Source organism: Pseudomonas sp. Arb-4-2C, from assembly GCF_055755015.1.
On sequence record NZ_CM146899.1, the window covers coordinates 4103237 to 4118883 of the forward strand.

Sequence of the window (15647 nt, forward strand, 5' to 3'; positions counted from 1 at the left end):
AGGCCCGATCAGTTGAACACCGGTCGGGCCTTTTTCGTTTGTGCGCCGCTTTTGCATTTCTGTGCGACGGATCCCACTTTCAGGACTCCCCTTCAACACCTTCGTGGTGTTAGTTTGGAAAAGATTTGTTTCAACTTTCAAACACTTCCCTTTCAACTGCCTGCAAAGGAATGCCCTTCACAATGAATTTTTCTCTCAAGCGCCTGGCCGCTACCAGCCTGATTCTGGCCAGCTTTTCTGCGTTCGCCCTGCCCGCACAAGCCAATATCACCCCGCAACAGAGTGCGGCCATTCTCAAGAGCTTCGATGATGCCAGCGTCACCGACTTCCGCCAGTTCCTGGGCGCCGTCGGCAAGAGCGACCTGGGCAAAACCGACAACCTCGGCCCGGCGATCAATGCCTTTCTCGACAACAAGACGCCGAGCGCTGAACAGCAGAACGAGATCTACCGCCTGCTGGGCATCTACACCCGCGTGAAGTACGGCAAGGCTGCGCTGGAAACCCTGCGTGAACTGGTGGAAATCCCGACCTTCCAGAAAGAAGGCGTGGCCCAGCACGACAATCCCGAGTTCATCAAGATCGCCGAAAAGATCAAGAACCTGGCCGACTCGTTCAACCTGAAGTTCCGCAACGTCGACAACCGCGTCTATGAAATCTCCCTCGACGGCAGCGGCGACGAAGTCGTGGGTATTCACGCGCATGCCGACGTGGTGCCGGTCACTCCGGAAAACTGGGTACTGAAAGACGGCACCAAACTCGATCCATTCAAAGTCACGCTGATCGGCGACCGCATGTACGGTCGCGGCACCGAAGACGACAAGAACGGTATCGTCGTTGCCATGTACGCGATGAAAGTCATCAAGGAAGAGAAGCTGCCACTGGCGCGCAACTTCAAACTGCTGGTGGACACCACCGAAGAAACCACCGGCGATGCGATCCCGTACTACTTCGAACACAACCCGACGCCGAACTACAACATGGCGCTGGATGGCGGCTACCCGGTGGTCATCGCCGAAAAAGGCTACGGCACGGTCATGGCCAACTTCCCGCTGCGCAAGGCTGAAGGCAGTGGCGCAGAAATCATCTCGATGACTGGCGGCCTGGCCACCAACCAGATTCCATCGGTGTCGGTTGCCACCCTCGTCACCGACAAGCCTGAGCAACTGGCCGCGAGCCTGCAGAAAGCCGGCAGCGAATACGCGAAAAAACACGGCGGCGACTTCGAAGTGGCGGCCAAAGTTGACGGCAAAGACGTCAAACTGACCGTCACCGGTGTGTCTGCGCACTCCTCCGAGCCCGAATCCGGCGTCAACCCGGTCGCACGAATGCTCGACTTCATCAACAGCCTCGACGGCAAGGTGGCGTTCAAGCACAACCAGATCACCGATGCTGCTCGCTATGCGTCCACCAACTGGGGCCTGGATTACCTGGGCAAAAAACTCGGTGTCGGCTTCTCCGATTCGTTCATGGGCCCGTTGACCACTTCGCTGACTTACGTGGGCGTAGACGACAAGGCCTTCAAACTGGCGGTCAACCTGCGCGTGCCGAAGGGTAAGTCCCCGGAAGTGCTGAAGAAGGAAATCGCTGACAAGCTCGCGGCCTGGAGCAAGAAATCCCACGTTGCCGTGAACTTCACCTACTCGATCGCCGAACCTATGTACCGCAATCCGGAAGGCGAATGGGTGAAAGCATTACTGGCGGTGGCCAGTGAGAACCTGGGCATGAAGCACGAATTCGGCACTTCGGCCGGCGCGACCTCGGTGCACGAACTGCCGAACGGCGTGCAATTCGGCCTGGCCCGACCTGAAGTCAAATACACCGGTCACACCGACGGCGAGTTCAAGACGGTTGACCAGTTTTTGCTGGACCTGCAGATTGTCACTGAAATGATGGGGCGTGTCGGACAATTGCCGAAGCTCTGAAGCGGCATGTGCCCGCTGATCCAGCGGGCCTGTCACTCAATGGCGCGAAAACAGAAAAGGACCCGAGGGTCCTTTTTTGCATCTAACGTTGCGATACACAAGTCTTCAACTGACCTCAACTAGCCGCTGTGTCCGCCTGACTTCTGCCATCGGATAAAACCATAAAGAGTACAACGACCGCAAAAATCAGGAGCATCGCCAGTAACATCAGAAGAGTTAACAACTCAGCGCTGTATTTCGCCACCTCAGCCTCAAGACCCGAGAACTCCTCAAATACCTCAATTTTTGCCACGCCATCGCTGTAGCCAATTCGCACTCCCTCTTTCTTGAGCGCCTTGAGGTCTCCATCAAAATAGACCCAGACCCTGTAGATGCCGTTCTGAACAAGCGATGGGATGATCACGCGACTGGTCGGCTCTTCCATTACCGTTTCGTTGCCTGAGTCATCCCTGATGCGGACCAGCCCCTTGGCAGGCAGCTTGATATGCACATCTTTAACCACCTTCTCACCGGTATTCGTCAGATAGATGTAGAGACCCGCCGGATAAACGTCTGGCCCTTTTTTGAAAGGACCATCGAAAATATGGAGATAAGGCGCCTGGCTCAGATTCACTATCTTGTCGATCTGTTCATGAGTGAGCGCATCGCTGGCGACACCCTTGATACCATCATAGAGATAGCCGTAATCGAGCTTGTCACTCGCTTTGTTTACGCGCTCGGAAAATTGACGGGGATAGGATTGATAATCGTAGCTGAGATAGGCCTCAAGCTTGGTATCGTCCTTGAGCACCGCATAGATAGCCACAATTGATCCAATGCAGCTAATCAAGGTCACCAGCGTTTTCCCGACTTTTTCCCAACTCAACGTCTTGCTTCCTTTTTATGTGGTTATGGCGATGCATGTTGTGCACTGCGCACTTTGCCCTCACCCATCTGCCCAACGAAATCATCCATGCTCCGTGAAGCTGGCAATGTCCTGACGGATTCTGATCCCGACAGGCAAACGAGACAATGGCACCATGGGCAACTAACGGCTCCAGATGAAATACCCTACAAAAAAAGGACCCGAAGGTCCTTTTTTGTTGCGCGACAAATACTGCAAAAACAAAAACGCCGATCATCACTGATCGGCGTTTTTGTGAAATTGGAGCGGGAAACGAGACTCGAACTCGCGACCCCGACCTTGGCAAGGTCGTGCTCTACCAACTGAGCTATTCCCGCAAATGGCGTCCCCTAGGGGACTCGAACCCCTGTTACCGCCGTGAAAGGGCGGTGTCCTAGGCCACTAGACGAAGGGGACACGCTGCCCGGAACACATGGTGTGTGTTTCGGTGCCCAGATCCGCGTCCGAAGACTGGGTTCTGGTTTCACTCAGCACCGCTCGAAAGCAGCGCTGTGAAGCCGGAAACAAAACGCCGCTCATCACTGAGCGGCGTTTTATTTGAATTTGGAGCGGGAAACGAGACTCGAACTCGCGACCCCGACCTTGGCAAGGTCGTGCTCTACCAACTGAGCTATTCCCGCAAATGGCGTCCCCTAGGGGACTCGAACCCCTGTTACCGCCGTGAAAGGGCGGTGTCCTAGGCCACTAGACGAAGGGGACACGCTACCCGGAACACATGGTGTGTGTTTCGGTGTCCAGATCCGCATCCGAAGACTGGGTTCTGGTTTCACTCAGCCCCGCCCGAAAGCAGTGCTGTTTAAAATTGGAGCGGGAAACGAGACTCGAACTCGCGACCCCGACCTTGGCAAGGTCGTGCTCTACCAACTGAGCTATTCCCGCATTGGCGTCCCCTAGGGGACTCGAACCCCTGTTACCGCCGTGAAAGGGCGGTGTCCTAGGCCACTAGACGAAGGGGACACACTACAACATTCACTCCCTGCCGCGCTTCGCTGTGTGCTTTACGCTGCAAGTGGCGCGCATTCTATGGATGGATTGAGAGGTCGTCAACCCCCTGATATAAATTTATTTAAATCAATGACTTCGACCTGCTTTGTGGAAGCAATCGGGGTTTTCCGTCGCCCGACGATTGACGCCTATATTCCGCCACTCGCCAAGACGTTATAGTCCGCAACACAGTGATGGCAATCTGCACATCAAGCGCCAGCATTCATGTAAGCCACATGCGGCCGATACAGATTGCACCTGCCGATCCAACTCGTCGAGCGGCGCTAGGCGCATAAATGCCCCAGCCACTACACTCGCATGCGAACCCTATAAAGAGGTCTTACCGGTGACACCACTCATGATCACCCTGCTAGTCATAGCCGGGATCGCAATTCTGATCGCCATTGGCTACATGAACCATGTGGTGGAAAACAACAAACTGGAGAAGGCCCGCACCAAAGTCGAACTCAACGACCGCTTGCGTCGCTGCGGCGAACTGACCGAGACCTTTCCGGGCCAGTTCATGACGCCGGCGCTCAAGCTGCTGCTGACCCGCCTGGAACTGAACGTCTGCCAGCGTCTGCTGAACCTGGAAAAAACCAGCGCCACGACCAAGGCACGCATCACCGAACTGAGCGCACTGGTCGCCCAGGGCGAATCAATCCCGGTCAACAACCCGCCGGCGCCGATCCTGACCGAAGCCAAGGCCAAAGACGTACGCTTCCTGCTCGAAGCCCTGCACGGCCAGATCACCCGCGCCGCCCATGACGGCTTCCTGCCACCGAACGAAGCCAAACACTGGATCAAGGAAGTCCGGCATATTCTGGTGTTGCTGCACATCGAGTTCTTCAACAACCTCGGCCAACAGTCCCTGCAACAAAACCAGCCCGGCCAGGCTCGCCTAGCGTTCGAACGCGGCGTGCAATACCTGCGCAAACAGCAGGATCCGAAGATGTATTCGGAACAGCTGCAATATCTGGAAAAGCTCCTGGCCCGCGCCAACGCCCAGGTCATGGACAAGATTGCACCGGTCGAAGGCGAAGTGAACCAGTTGACCGAAGGCCTCAAGGAAGTCGAAGCCGATGCGGACTGGAAAAAGAAGGTGATCTACGACTGATGGTCGACAGGTAGAGAGAAGCCACCGAGAGGTGGCTTTTTTGTTGGTGGTTGGCTCCCACAGCAAGGCATTGGGTGCATTCAGTCAGAAATTGATCGGCTGTCAGGCCGCCATCGCGAGCAGGCTCACTCCTACAGTGGGGCTCGTTTTTAGCCTGTCAGATATAGGTCGGCTGTCGGGCCGCCTTCGTGAGCAGGCTCACTCCTACAATTGGATCGGGTGTGGTCGGTTAGATTCTGGTCGGCTCGTAGGCCGCCATCGCGAGCAGGCTCACTCCTACAGTGGGGCTCGTTTTTAGCCTGTCAGATATAGGTCGGCTGTCAGGCCGCCTTCGTGAGCAGGCTCACTCCCACAATTGGATCGGGTGTAGTCGGTCAGATTCTGATCGGCTCGTAGGCCGCCATCGCGAGCAGGCTCACTCCTACAGTGGGGCTCGTTTTTAGCCTGTCAGATATAGGTCGGCTGTCAGGCCGCCTTCGTGAGCAGGCTCACTCCTACAATTGGATCGGGTGTAGTCGGTTAGATTCTGGTCGGCTAGTAGGCGGCCATCGCGAGCAGGCTCACTCCTACAGAAAGAAAAAGCACACCGCATCCGCTTCTCACCACTCAACAGGATGAGCGTTAGCTCGGCTGCAGCTCTTGATCTGCTGGCCCCTTCGGCAGGCTGAGTGGAGGGATTCATCCGGGGGTGGGCGCGTAGCGCCGTTTGGCGAAGCCAAACACATCGAGAGGAGGTGCAGCGAAGCAAACCGTAGGCGATGCCCCCGGATGGATCCCGGAGCGAAGGAACCCGAGCCTAAGCGAGGGCCGAACGCCGGGGCTGAGCCTTTTGGTTACTTTTTGGCGTCTGAAAAAGTGACTCGCCGTAAGGGCGAAACCGCCATCAGCAACACCCCAAGCAACGGATATTCACCCCAAACCCAACAACCTGGTCGGCCCACAGGCCGCCAAGGCTCAAGGCTCAAAGCCGAAAGTGGCCAACCATTCCTTTAAGCTCACTCCCCAACCGCGCCAGCTCAATACTCGAAACCGCATTCCCCCGCATCGCAATCGAAGACTGATCAGCACTCGCACGAATACTCGTCACACTGCGATTAATCTCCTCAGCCACCGAACTCTGCTCCTCGGCCGCCGCCGCAATCTGCTGGTTCATCTGCTGAATCAACGACACCGCCACCGCAATACTCCCCAACGCACTCTCCGTCTGCAGCGCATCACTGACAGCAAGCTTCACCAGTTCACCACTGCTCTGAATCTGCTGCACCGACGAATGCGCCGCCGCCCGCAACGCACTGACCAACCGCTCGATTTCCTCGGTCGATTGCTGGGTACGCCGCGCCAACGCGCGAACCTCATCGGCCACCACCGCAAACCCCCTACCCTGCTCCCCGGCCCGCGCCGCCTCGATCGCCGCGTTGAGCGCCAGCAGATTGGTCTGCTCGGCAACGCTCTTGATCACCTCAAGCACCGTGCCGATATTCTGAATCTCGGCACTGAGGCTTTCGATACTGGAACTCGCCGAAGTCGCCGAATCCGCCAACTGCTCGATCCGCGCCATGCTCTGGCGCACCACCTGCTGTCCGCTCTCGACCTTGCCATCCGCGGTTTGTGCGGCCAGCGCGGCCTCTTCGGCATTACGTGCCACGTCGTGCACAGTGGCCGTCATCTGGTTCATGGCCGTGGCCACTTGCTCGGTTTCTTCCTTCTGGCTGCTGACTTCCAGATTGGTCTGCTCGGTCACCGCCGACAGCGATTGCGCAGAACTGGCAAGTTGTTCGATTCCTGCCTGCAAACCGCTGACGATCGTGCTCAGCCCGGAACCCATCTGCTGCATCGCCAGCATCAGCTGGCCGATTTCATCCTGGCGGGTGACTTCAACCCGCGCACTCAAATCTCCGGCGGCAATCTGCTGCGCCACCCGCATCACACTGCGCAGCGGCGCGACGATCAACCGGGTGATGACCCACGCGGCGATCAGCCCGACCAGCAATGCCAGCGCCGAAGAACCAATGATCAATACCGAGTTTTTCTTCAATTCCGCCTGCATCGCGCCGTCCTCGGCGACATACGCCTGATCGACGCGCTCCATCACCTGCGCCGCACGTTGGTGCAACTGTTCGTAGACGGTTTTTTCCTGGGCCAGCAGCCCGGTGTACTCGGCCAGTTTGTCGTTGAACCCGGCGATGTGCCCGGAGACTTCATTGAGGACCGTCAGATAGCCCTCATCCTTGACCGTGGTCTTCAACTGCTCGGCCTGAGCCTGGGCCTGAGCCGCCTGTTCAATGTTGCCCTTGCCGGCACTGTCGGCATCGCCCTTGCGGCTCTGGTCCAGACGCACCCGCGCCTCGCTCATCGCCTGCAGCATCAACCGCGACACCTGACTGACCTGACCGGCCTGCTCGATGAACTGCGCACCATCCTTGCCTTCGGTGTCCTTCAAGGTATACGCGCCATCATCGGCCAGTCCGGCTTGCAGCACATCCAGGTTGTTGGCCACGCTGGACACCGACCAACTGGCCATTTCCAGCGCCAGATCCTTGGCCTGGGTCAGCGAAACGAACTCGTCGAATGCCTTGCGATAGGCACCCAGTGACTGCTCGACATCGCCCATCACCACCACATTCGCCGGTGACTGCGCCTTGAGTTGCCCGGCATGGGCCAGCAAGCCGTCCACGCCCTCGTGCAAGGCATCGACGGTTTTCGGGTTGCTGTGCAGCGCGTAGTCCTGCTCCAGCAGCCGTACCTTGAGCAAGGCGCTGTTAAGCGCCGACATCTGTTTCAGCCCGTCGAAACGCTGACTGATGGTCTGCAGGGACCAGACCCCGATGGCGGCCACCAACGCGGTCAATAGCAGCACCAGTACAAATCCGACACCCAGTTTTTTCGCCATACCGAGGTTGGCAAAACGTCCTTGCACGGCCGAAATCATTGCGCGTAGTCCCCTGCCAAAGTCTGTTGACGAAGATTCGCAACGGCCTTGGACCAGCACAAGTCTCTGGCGTCGGAATAATGGCAAAAAGCTACGCACGCGTCGTTTTCAGAACGCTTGAGGTCGATTCGCGCGAGTACTGTGAAAAAACCGCCGCGCCCGCGGATCGCAGGCATAGGCCACATTGATCCGCTGCCACTCACCCGCTTCGCCATTCGGACTGAAAGCCCCCGCAGAGCAAAGGTGCACGCCACAGCTCTGGGCCTGATGCTGCAATCGGGCCAAATCGCGCAGTGGTGAACGAGCCCAGATGAACAGCCCGCCACAGGGTTTGCCAAACACTTCCCAGTCAGCGTCTTCCAGCGCCTGCAACGCGGCAGCCCGATCGGTGTTGAGCCGCTGACGCTGGCGCTGAACCATTTTTCGATACGCGCCACTGGCCAGAAGGTTGGCCAGCACCGCCTCATTGAAACCTGACGCGCCCCTGCTGCTGATCATCTTGACCCGGGCCAGACGCGCAATCAGTGCAGGCCCGGCGCAGATGAAGCCGACGCGCAACGAACTGCTCAGAGTCTTGGAAAAGCTGCCGACGTAGATCACCCGCTCATCGAGTGCTGCCAAACGAATACCGTTGCCATTGTGCAGGTCGGCGTAGACATCGTCTTCGATCAGTTGAACATCGTTAGCGGTGCACAACTGCAGGATCTGTTGCGCCACGCCCGGGGTCAGGCAGGAACCGGTGGGATTGTGATGGTGACTGTTGATGAACATCGCGGCCGGCCGAAACTGCCGCAACAATGCCTCCAGCGCCTGGGGATCCGGGCCGCTCGGTGTACGGCGCACTTCAAGCAACTGCACACCGTGCAGGCGCAGCAGTTCGAACAGCGGCGCATAACCCGGATTCTCCACCACCACACAATCGCCAGCCTTGAGCAGCGTGCGCACCAGCAGATCCAGCGCGTGGCTGGCACCGGCGGTGGTCAGCAGTTGCTCATCAGCGGCGCGGATGTCGAGCAGCCTGAGGCGTTTGCCGATCTGCTCGCGCAGCGCCGGCAGCCCCCGCGGGCTGCTGTAATTGAACAGACTTGCCATGTCGGCACGGCGACCTGACGGATCGCGTAGCTCAGGTCATCGGACTCACGCCAGCTCTGCGGCAGGCCGCCCTCGCCGAGTTGCAACCCATTCTCCACCTGCCCGCCGTCACCGGCCGCCGATCCCCTGCTGCACCCGGCGTTTGGCCGCGCCGCAGCCACCGTAAACCCCGCCCCCTGACGTGCGGACAGCAGGCCTTGCGCGACAAGCCGCTCACAGGCCTCGACCACACACGACTGGCTGAGCAGATTGGAGCGCGCAATTTGCCTGACGGAGGGCAGGCGTGTGCCTGGTGCTACGCCACTTCGCAAGATCCAGTCGGTCATTCCATCAACAATCTGCTGTACGACCGGCACCATTGCCTGTCGGTCAATTCTCAATTCCATGAGCAAGCAAACTCCTGTCCGTTTTGCTGGCGGCAGTAAATCACAGCCACGCCGTACAGACTGTGCGACAACACCGTCAAAAGCTGCCGTTCTAATCCTTTGATACACATTGTTTAGCGGATTCACGGAACTGACAGCCCGCCATGAAAAAACCCGCACGAAGGCGGGTTTCTCATGCCATGCGATAGGGCGTCAGAAAGCGGTGACGCCGCCATCCACGGCCAGCGAGTGACCGGTAGTGAACGCCGCGCCATCGCTGCACAGATACAGCACAGCGCTGGCGATTTCCTCGACCTTGCCGATACGCCCCACCGGGTGCATCGCGTTGGCAAACTCGGCTTTTTTCGGGTCAGCTTCGTACGCGCGGCGGAACATGTCGGTGTCGATCACCGCCGGGCACACGGCGTTGACGCGAATTTTCTTCTTCGCGTATTCGATCGCCGCCGATTTGGTCAGGCCGATCACCGCGTGCTTGGACGCCGCATAGATGCTCATCTTCGGCGCCGCCCCAAGCCCCGCCACCGAGGCGGTGTTGACGATTGCCCCGCCGCCCTGGGCGAGCAGCAACGGCAGCTGGTATTTCATGCACAGCCAGACGCCTTTGACGTTGACGCCCATGATCGCGTCAAACTCATCCATCGAGCCGTCGGCCAGCTTGCCTTGCTCGATTTCGATCCCGGCATTGTTGAAGGCGTAATCGAGACGACCGTAGGTATTGATCACCTCGTCCATCAGATTCTTCACTTCGCTTTCAACGGTGACGTTGCAGCGCACGAAGGTCGCTTCGCCACCGGCTGTACGAATCAGCGCCACCGTACCCTCGCCCCCCGCCGCGTCCAGATCGGCCACCACCACTTTCAGGCCTTCGGCGGCGAACGCCTGGGCGGTCGCACGGCCAATGCCGTTGGCCGCGCCAGTGACTACGGCAACCTGACCGGAAAACGTCATGCTCATTGTTATGTCCTCGAAAGAGAGATGCAGGAGGGATTTGCAGAATCGCAGCATAGCCACCGGGGCCCGCCCCGCGTCAGCACTATCAGAAGGCTGTTTATGCCTTCATCCGTCACAGTGATAAAACCCGCTGGGGGACTATCACTGCACTGGATCATTGCGCATTCGCCGCATCAGCCAACCTTGCAGCATTGGCTTCGAGGGTCTATCAACAAGGCTTCATTCAGTTCGAGTGCCTGCCATGACCACCCAGACCAATCGCCAGTTCCTGCTCGCCAAACGCCCGGTGGGCGCCGCCACCCGTGAGACCTTCACCTACCAGGAAGTACCGGTCGGCGAACCTGCGACAGGGCAGATCCTGGTCAAGAACGAGTACTTATCTCTCGACCCGGCCATGCGCGGCTGGATGAACGAGGGCAAGTCCTACATCCCGCCGGTAGAAATCGGTGAAGTCATGCGCGCCTTGGGCGTCGGCAAAGTCATCGCCTCGAACAACCCGGGTTTTGCCGTCGGCGACTACGTCAACGGCGCCTTGGGTGTGCAGGATTATTTCCTCGGTGAGCCCCGAGGTTTCTACAAGGTCGATCCAAAACTGGCGCCGCTGCCGGTGTACCTGTCCGCGCTGGGCATGACCGGCATGACGGCTTACTTCGCCTTGCTCGACGTGGGCGCGCCGAAGGCTGGCGACACCGTGGTTCTTTCAGGAGCTGCCGGTGCGGTGGGCAGCATCGCCGGGCAGATCGCCAAAATCAAAGGCTGCCGGGTCGTCGGTATCGCCGGCGGTGCCGACAAGTGCAAATACCTGATCGATGAATTGGACTTCGACGGCGCCATCGACTACAAGCACGAAGACGTGCTGGCCGGCCTCAAGCGTGAGTGCCCGAAAGGTGTCGACGTGTACTTCGACAACGTCGGCGGCGACATCCTCGACGCGGTACTCAGCCGCCTGGCGCCGAAAGCCCGGGTGGTGATCTGCGGCGCCATCAGCCAGTACAACAATAAGGAGGCGGTCAAAGGCCCGGCCAACTACCTGTCACTGCTGGTCAACCGTGCACGCATGGAAGGTTTTGTGGTGATGGACTACGCCGCCCAGTACGCCAGTGCGGCGCAGGAAATGGCCGGCTGGATGGCCAAGGGACAGCTCAAGAGCAAGGAAGACATCGTCGAAGGCCTGGAGACCTTTCCGGAGACGCTGATGAAATTGTTCAGCGGGGAGAATTTCGGCAAGTTGGTGCTGAAAATCTAAAACCACTCAGAAACCAATGTGGGAGCGAGCCTGCTCGCGAAAGCGGTGGATCAGTCGGCAATGATTCGACTGACACGCCCTATTCGCGAGCAGGCTCGCTCCCACATTTGAATCTTCAGTGTTACTTAGGCGATTTCGGCTACAACCGACGCCAGGGCCTTGGCCGGATCCGCCGCCTGGCTGATCGGACGGCCGATCACCAGATAATCGGAACCGGCGTCCAGCGCCTGACGCGGGGTCAGGATACGGCGTTGATCGTCCTGCGCACTGCCCGCCGGGCGAATCCCCGGGGTCACCAGTTGCAGCGACGGGTGCGCCGACTTCAGTGCGGTGGCTTCCAGCGCCGAGCACACCAGACCGTCCATCCCGGCCTTCTCGGCCAGCGCGGCCAGACGGAGCACCTGCTCCTGCGGCTCGATGTCCAGACCGATACCGGCCAGGTCCTCGCGCTCCATGCTGGTCAGCACGGTCACACCGATCAGCAACGGCTGCGGGCCGCTGCGCTTGGAAAGCTCTTCACGGCAGGCCGCCATCATGCGCAGGCCACCGGAGCAATGCACGTTGACCATCCACACACCCATCTCGGCAGCGGCTTTCACGGCCATCGCGGTGGTGTTGGGAATGTCATGGAATTTCAAGTCGAGGAACACCTCGAAGCCTTTGTCACGCAGGGTGCCGACGATTTCCGCGGCGCAACTGGTGAACAGTTCCTTGCCCACTTTCACCCGGCACAGTTTCGGGTCCAACTGGTCGGCCAGCTTCAGTGCGGCGTCACGAGTGGGAAAATCCAGGGCGACGATGATAGGAGTCTGGCAGGCGGACATGGATGGGCTCTCAGGCAAGTCGAAATCGGCGCGCATTGTAGCGGAAGCGACGGCGGCGCGGCACCCGATGATCGGTAAAATCGTCGCCGCAAACGGGATCAGCATAGCGCTCGCTGCTATTGTGTCGAACCCGATACACAACCGACACGCCGCCAACAAGCGCCCACGCTAGCCTCGCCAGCCGCAACACGTCCTTACATCAGCACTTCCCGCCTCACGGCAGGACGCCTATGCTGAAACCACCACCTCGCAGCCCATCTTTGTGGTTGGCGGCCTACTGGCAGATGAACAGCCTCATGCACAACACCCAAACGACCGTGACTGATGAGCATAAAGATGACAAGCGCTGGAGCATCCGCGCGCTGATCGTCGACGATGACGTGCCGATCCGCGAGCTGATGATCGACTATCTGGCCCGCTTCAACATCCACGCCAGCGGCGTCACCGACGGCGCGGCCATGCGTCAGGCGCTGCAGGCCGAGCATTTCGACGTGGTGGTCCTCGACCTGATGCTGCCCGGTGAAGACGGCCTGTCCCTGTGCCGCTGGCTGCGCGCCGAATCGGACATCCCGATCCTGATGCTCACCGCCCGCTGCGAACCGACCGACCGCATCATCGGCCTCGAACTGGGCGCCGACGACTACATGGCCAAACCGTTCGAGCCACGGGAACTGGTGGCGCGGATCCAGACCATTCTGCGCCGGGTGCGCGATGACCGCACCGAACAGCGCGCCAACATTCGCTTCGACAACTGGCGCCTGAACAGTGTCCTGCGCCAATTGATTGCCGACGATGGCCTGGTGGTGCCGTTGTCCAACGCCGAATTCCGCCTGCTCTGGGTCTTCATCGAACGCCCGCGCCGGGTGCTCAGCCGCGAACAACTGCTGGACGCCGCACGCGGCCGTTCTATCGAAGCCTTCGACCGCAGCATCGACTTGCTGGTGTCGCGCCTGCGACAAAAACTCGGTGACGACCCGAAAGCCCCGCAGTTGATCAAAACCGTGCGCGGCGAAGGTTACCTGTTCGACGCCCGAGACATCGGCTGATGCGAGCGCGCTTCGACACGCTGTTCGGCCGCCTGTTTGGCATGCTGTTCGTGGCGATCGTCCTGGCGCACTTGCTGGCCTTTGCCTGGTTTCACCACTACGGCCCGCCTCCACCGCCGCCCCCGCCGGAGTTTGCCGAGGGCATCGACGGCCAACGGCCACCGCCGGATCCTCGCTTTGCCCATCGTCCGCCACGGCCCTGGTTCGGCGGACCGCTGGTGCCGCTGACCTTCCAGTTCATCTCGCTGATGATCGCCGCCTGGTACGGCGCCAAACTGCTCAGCCGGCCGATCCAGCGCCTGAGCGACGCGGCAGAACGCCTGAGCGAAAACCTCGACAGCCCGCCACTGGACGAATCCGGCCCGCGTGAAGCGCGGCAGGCAGCGCACACTTTCAACCTGATGCAACAACGCATTCGCGAGCAGGTACAGCAACGGGCGCGCATGCTTGGCGCCGTCTCCCACGACCTGCGCACCCCGCTGTCACGATTGAAACTGCGGCTGGAACAGATCGACGACGACAAACTGCAAGGCCAGATGCGCCAAGACCTCAACGACATGATCGGCATGCTCGACGCCACCCTCACCTACCTGCACGAACAGCGCACCAGCGAAGTCCTGCAGTTGATGGACGTGCAGGCGCTGGTCGAATCGTTGTGCGAGAACGCTCAGGATCAAGGCGCGGACGTCCAGGTCAGCGGCCATTGCGCGCCGTTGCAGGTACAGCCTATGGCGCTGCGCTCCTGCATCAACAACCTGATGGACAACGCCCTGCGCTATGCCGGACAGGCGCGCATCGAACTGCAGGATCAACGCGAGCAACTGCTGATCCTCGTCATCGACCACGGCCCGGGCATTGCCGAAGACAAGCGTGAAGCGGTGTTCGAACCGTTCTATCGCCTGGAAGGCTCACGCAACCGCAACTCCGGTGGCGTCGGCCTGGGCATGACCATCGCCCGCGAGGCGGCACAGCGGCTGGGCGGATACCTGAACCTGGAAGAAACACCCGGCGGCGGCCTGACCGCCGTCATCCGCCTGCCCCGCACCTGAGAAGAACACCGATCTTTGTAGGAGTGAACCTGCTCGCGATTAGGCCAGGTCAGTCAGCATCAATGTTGCCTGATACACCGCCATCGCGAGCAGGCTCACTCCTACAAGGTTTGCCTGTGCTGCCAATCTGTGTACCCACCGGTACAAAGCCAAAATACCCAGGACAATTTGCCCCGTGAGTCTGCACAAGCCGGTACGCCCACCGGTTTTACAGTCCAAGGAGTGAGCCCATGATCGGTAGCGTCAGCAACTACACGAGCTATACCAGCACCAGCACCACCTCAACCCAGAACGCCCGCAGCCAGCAACTGCAAAAGGAACTGTTCGCCAAACTCGACAGCAACGGCGACGGCGCGGTGGATCAGGACGAACTGAAAAGCGCCCTGTCGCAAAAGTCCGATGATGGCCTGCTGGTCAACCTGAGCAAGCAATTCGGTGACCTGGACAGCGACGACAGCGGCAGCCTCAGCGCCGAAGAAATGACTGCCATGGCGCCCCCACCGCCACCACCACAGGATCAGGCCCCGAACACTGACCTGGCCGACGCCCTGATCAGCGCCCTCGACGCCAATGGTGACGGCGCCATCAGCAGCGACGAACTCAGCAACGGCCTGACCAGCGCCGGCAGCAGCGCCGACAGCAACCAAATCTTCTCGGCCCTGGACAAGAACAAGGACGGCACCGTCAGCCAGGACGAACTCACCGCCAGCCTGACTCCACCGCCACCACCGCAGCAAACCTCCAGTGATGAACTGTTCAGCCAACTGGATGCAGACGGCGACGGCAGCATCAGCGCCACCGAACTGAGCAGCGCGCTACAGACCAGCGACAACACCTCAACGAACAGCACCGACACCAGCGCTGCACTGCTCAAAGTGCTGGACAGCGACAGCAGCGGCGGCGTGAGCAGCGACGAACTGAAAGCGGCGTTGCAAGCCGGACGGGAACGCCCACCTGAGGAAAAGACCGCCAGTACTCAGAGCACCACCGAGGCGCTGAACCGGATGATCGCCAACTTGAGCAAACAGTACTCACTCGACAATGCCGCGCCGGTGGGCAAATACCTGAATGTGGCGACTTGAGTTGATGTGGTGAAGGGTGATCGTTTCCATGGGGTGGTGTGGGAACGGTCATTTGAATGCATTCGCGAGAGAGTGGTTGGCTGAGAGGGCCTCTTCGCCAGCAGGCTGGCTCCCA

General features: G+C 59.6%; 10 protein-coding genes, 6 tRNA genes and 2 pseudogenes. 6 read left to right on the forward strand and 12 right to left on the reverse strand.

Annotation, left to right across the window (positions count from 1 at the left end; genetic code table 11):
• Positions 1–182 precede the first annotated feature (182 nt).
• On the forward strand, positions 183–1922 hold the full coding sequence (locus AC0J41_RS18515) for a dipeptidase (protein WP_473013267.1): 1740 nt from the start codon (positions 183–185) through the stop codon (positions 1920–1922).
• Positions 1923–2037: 115 nt separating this feature from the next.
• On the opposite strand, the gene AC0J41_RS18520 is transcribed toward AC0J41_RS18515, so the two are convergent.
• The 7 genes from AC0J41_RS18520 to AC0J41_RS18550 all read right to left on the reverse strand — a co-directional run bounded on the left by AC0J41_RS18520 (position 2038) and on the right by AC0J41_RS18550 (position 3783).
• Positions 2038–2787, reverse strand: coding sequence for a hypothetical protein (locus AC0J41_RS18520; RefSeq protein ID WP_473013268.1), 750 nt, complete (start codon positions 2785–2787; stop codon positions 2038–2040).
• A gap of 280 nt (positions 2788–3067) precedes the next feature.
• Positions 3068–3143: transfer RNA gene (locus tag AC0J41_RS18525), tRNA-Gly, on the reverse strand.
• A gap of 3 nt (positions 3144–3146) precedes the next feature.
• Positions 3147–3222, reverse strand: a tRNA-Glu gene (locus AC0J41_RS18530).
• 148 nt (positions 3223–3370) lie between these two features.
• A tRNA-Gly gene (locus AC0J41_RS18535) sits at positions 3371–3446 on the reverse strand.
• Between the two features lie 3 nt (positions 3447–3449).
• Positions 3450–3525: transfer RNA gene (locus tag AC0J41_RS18540), tRNA-Glu, on the reverse strand.
• A 104-nt stretch (positions 3526–3629) separates the two neighbouring features.
• Positions 3630–3705, reverse strand: a tRNA-Gly gene (locus AC0J41_RS18545).
• 2 nt (positions 3706–3707) lie between these two features.
• Positions 3708–3783 (reverse strand) — tRNA-Glu (locus tag AC0J41_RS18550).
• Positions 3784–4168: 385 nt separating this feature from the next.
• Between AC0J41_RS18550 and AC0J41_RS18555 the strand changes: the two genes are divergently transcribed.
• The gene (locus AC0J41_RS18555; protein WP_029977851.1) at positions 4169–4927 is read left to right on the forward strand and encodes a hypothetical protein; all 759 of its coding nucleotides are present in this window, start codon (positions 4169–4171) and stop codon (positions 4925–4927) included.
• A gap of 961 nt (positions 4928–5888) precedes the next feature.
• Here AC0J41_RS18555 and AC0J41_RS18560 read toward each other — a convergent pair.
• The 4 genes and pseudogenes from AC0J41_RS18560 to AC0J41_RS18575 form a co-directional block, all read right to left on the reverse strand.
• A complete protein-coding gene (locus AC0J41_RS18560; protein ID WP_473016019.1) occupies positions 5889–6770 on the reverse strand; it encodes a methyl-accepting chemotaxis protein in 882 nt (293 codons plus the stop codon).
• Positions 6750–7856, reverse strand: a pseudogene (locus tag AC0J41_RS18565) (HAMP domain-containing protein); the annotation flags it as partial. The pseudogene AC0J41_RS18565 and the gene AC0J41_RS18560, both read right to left, overlap by 21 nt.
• Positions 7857–7964: 108 nt before the next feature.
• A pseudogene (locus tag AC0J41_RS18570) lies at positions 7965–9334 on the reverse strand (aminotransferase-like domain-containing protein).
• A 192-nt stretch (positions 9335–9526) separates the two neighbouring features.
• Entirely contained in the window at positions 9527–10288 is a 762-nt protein-coding gene (locus tag AC0J41_RS18575; protein ID WP_025112980.1) for an SDR family oxidoreductase, read from the reverse strand.
• Between the two features lie 238 nt (positions 10289–10526).
• On the opposite strand from AC0J41_RS18575, the gene AC0J41_RS18580 reads away from it, so the two are divergent.
• Positions 10527–11531: an NADP-dependent oxidoreductase gene (locus AC0J41_RS18580; RefSeq protein ID WP_473013269.1), complete on the forward strand. Its 1005-nt coding sequence runs from the start codon at positions 10527–10529 to the stop codon at positions 11529–11531.
• A gap of 125 nt (positions 11532–11656) precedes the next feature.
• On the opposite strand, the gene pyrF is transcribed toward AC0J41_RS18580, so the two are convergent.
• Positions 11657–12355: an orotidine-5'-phosphate decarboxylase gene (gene pyrF / locus AC0J41_RS18585; protein ID WP_007968913.1), complete on the reverse strand. Its 699-nt coding sequence runs from the start codon at positions 12353–12355 to the stop codon at positions 11657–11659.
• A gap of 296 nt (positions 12356–12651) precedes the next feature.
• Between pyrF and AC0J41_RS18590 the strand changes: the two genes are divergently transcribed.
• From AC0J41_RS18590 to xopAW, 3 genes are all read left to right on the forward strand, one after another.
• Entirely contained in the window at positions 12652–13401 is a 750-nt protein-coding gene (locus AC0J41_RS18590; RefSeq protein ID WP_025112978.1) for a response regulator, read from the forward strand.
• Positions 13401–14450 carry a sensor histidine kinase gene (locus AC0J41_RS18595; RefSeq protein WP_473013270.1) on the forward strand — a complete coding sequence of 350 codons (1050 nt, stop codon included), beginning with the start codon at positions 13401–13403 and terminating at the stop codon, positions 14448–14450. The genes AC0J41_RS18590 and AC0J41_RS18595 overlap by 1 nt, the downstream gene beginning before the upstream one ends.
• A 230-nt stretch (positions 14451–14680) precedes the next feature.
• Positions 14681–15532, forward strand: coding sequence for a XopAW family type III secretion system calcium-binding effector (gene xopAW, locus AC0J41_RS18600; protein ID WP_473013271.1), 852 nt, complete (start codon positions 14681–14683; stop codon positions 15530–15532).
• Positions 15533–15647 lie beyond the last annotated feature (115 nt).

What these genes read in the sequence shown, in the direction of transcription:
- AC0J41_RS18580 (WP_473013269.1), top strand. Translation starts at nt 10,527, where the DNA reads ATGACCACCCAGACCAATCGCCAGTTCCTGCTCGCCAAACGCCCGGTG.
- AC0J41_RS18560 (WP_473016019.1), bottom strand. Translation starts at nt 6,770, where the DNA reads ATGCTGGCGATGCAGCAGATGGGTTCCGGGCTGAGCACGATCGTCAGC.
- AC0J41_RS18515 (WP_473013267.1), top strand. Translation starts at nt 183, where the DNA reads ATGAATTTTTCTCTCAAGCGCCTGGCCGCTACCAGCCTGATTCTGGCC.
- AC0J41_RS18595 (WP_473013270.1), top strand. Translation starts at nt 13,401, where the DNA reads ATGCGAGCGCGCTTCGACACGCTGTTCGGCCGCCTGTTTGGCATGCTG.
- pyrF (WP_007968913.1), bottom strand. Translation starts at nt 12,355, where the DNA reads ATGTCCGCCTGCCAGACTCCTATCATCGTCGCCCTGGATTTTCCCACT.
- xopAW (WP_473013271.1), top strand. Translation starts at nt 14,681, where the DNA reads ATGATCGGTAGCGTCAGCAACTACACGAGCTATACCAGCACCAGCACC.
- AC0J41_RS18555 (WP_029977851.1), top strand. Translation starts at nt 4,169, where the DNA reads ATGATCACCCTGCTAGTCATAGCCGGGATCGCAATTCTGATCGCCATT.
- AC0J41_RS18575 (WP_025112980.1), bottom strand. Translation starts at nt 10,288, where the DNA reads ATGAGCATGACGTTTTCCGGTCAGGTTGCCGTAGTCACTGGCGCGGCC.
- AC0J41_RS18590 (WP_025112978.1), top strand. Translation starts at nt 12,652, where the DNA reads ATGCACAACACCCAAACGACCGTGACTGATGAGCATAAAGATGACAAG.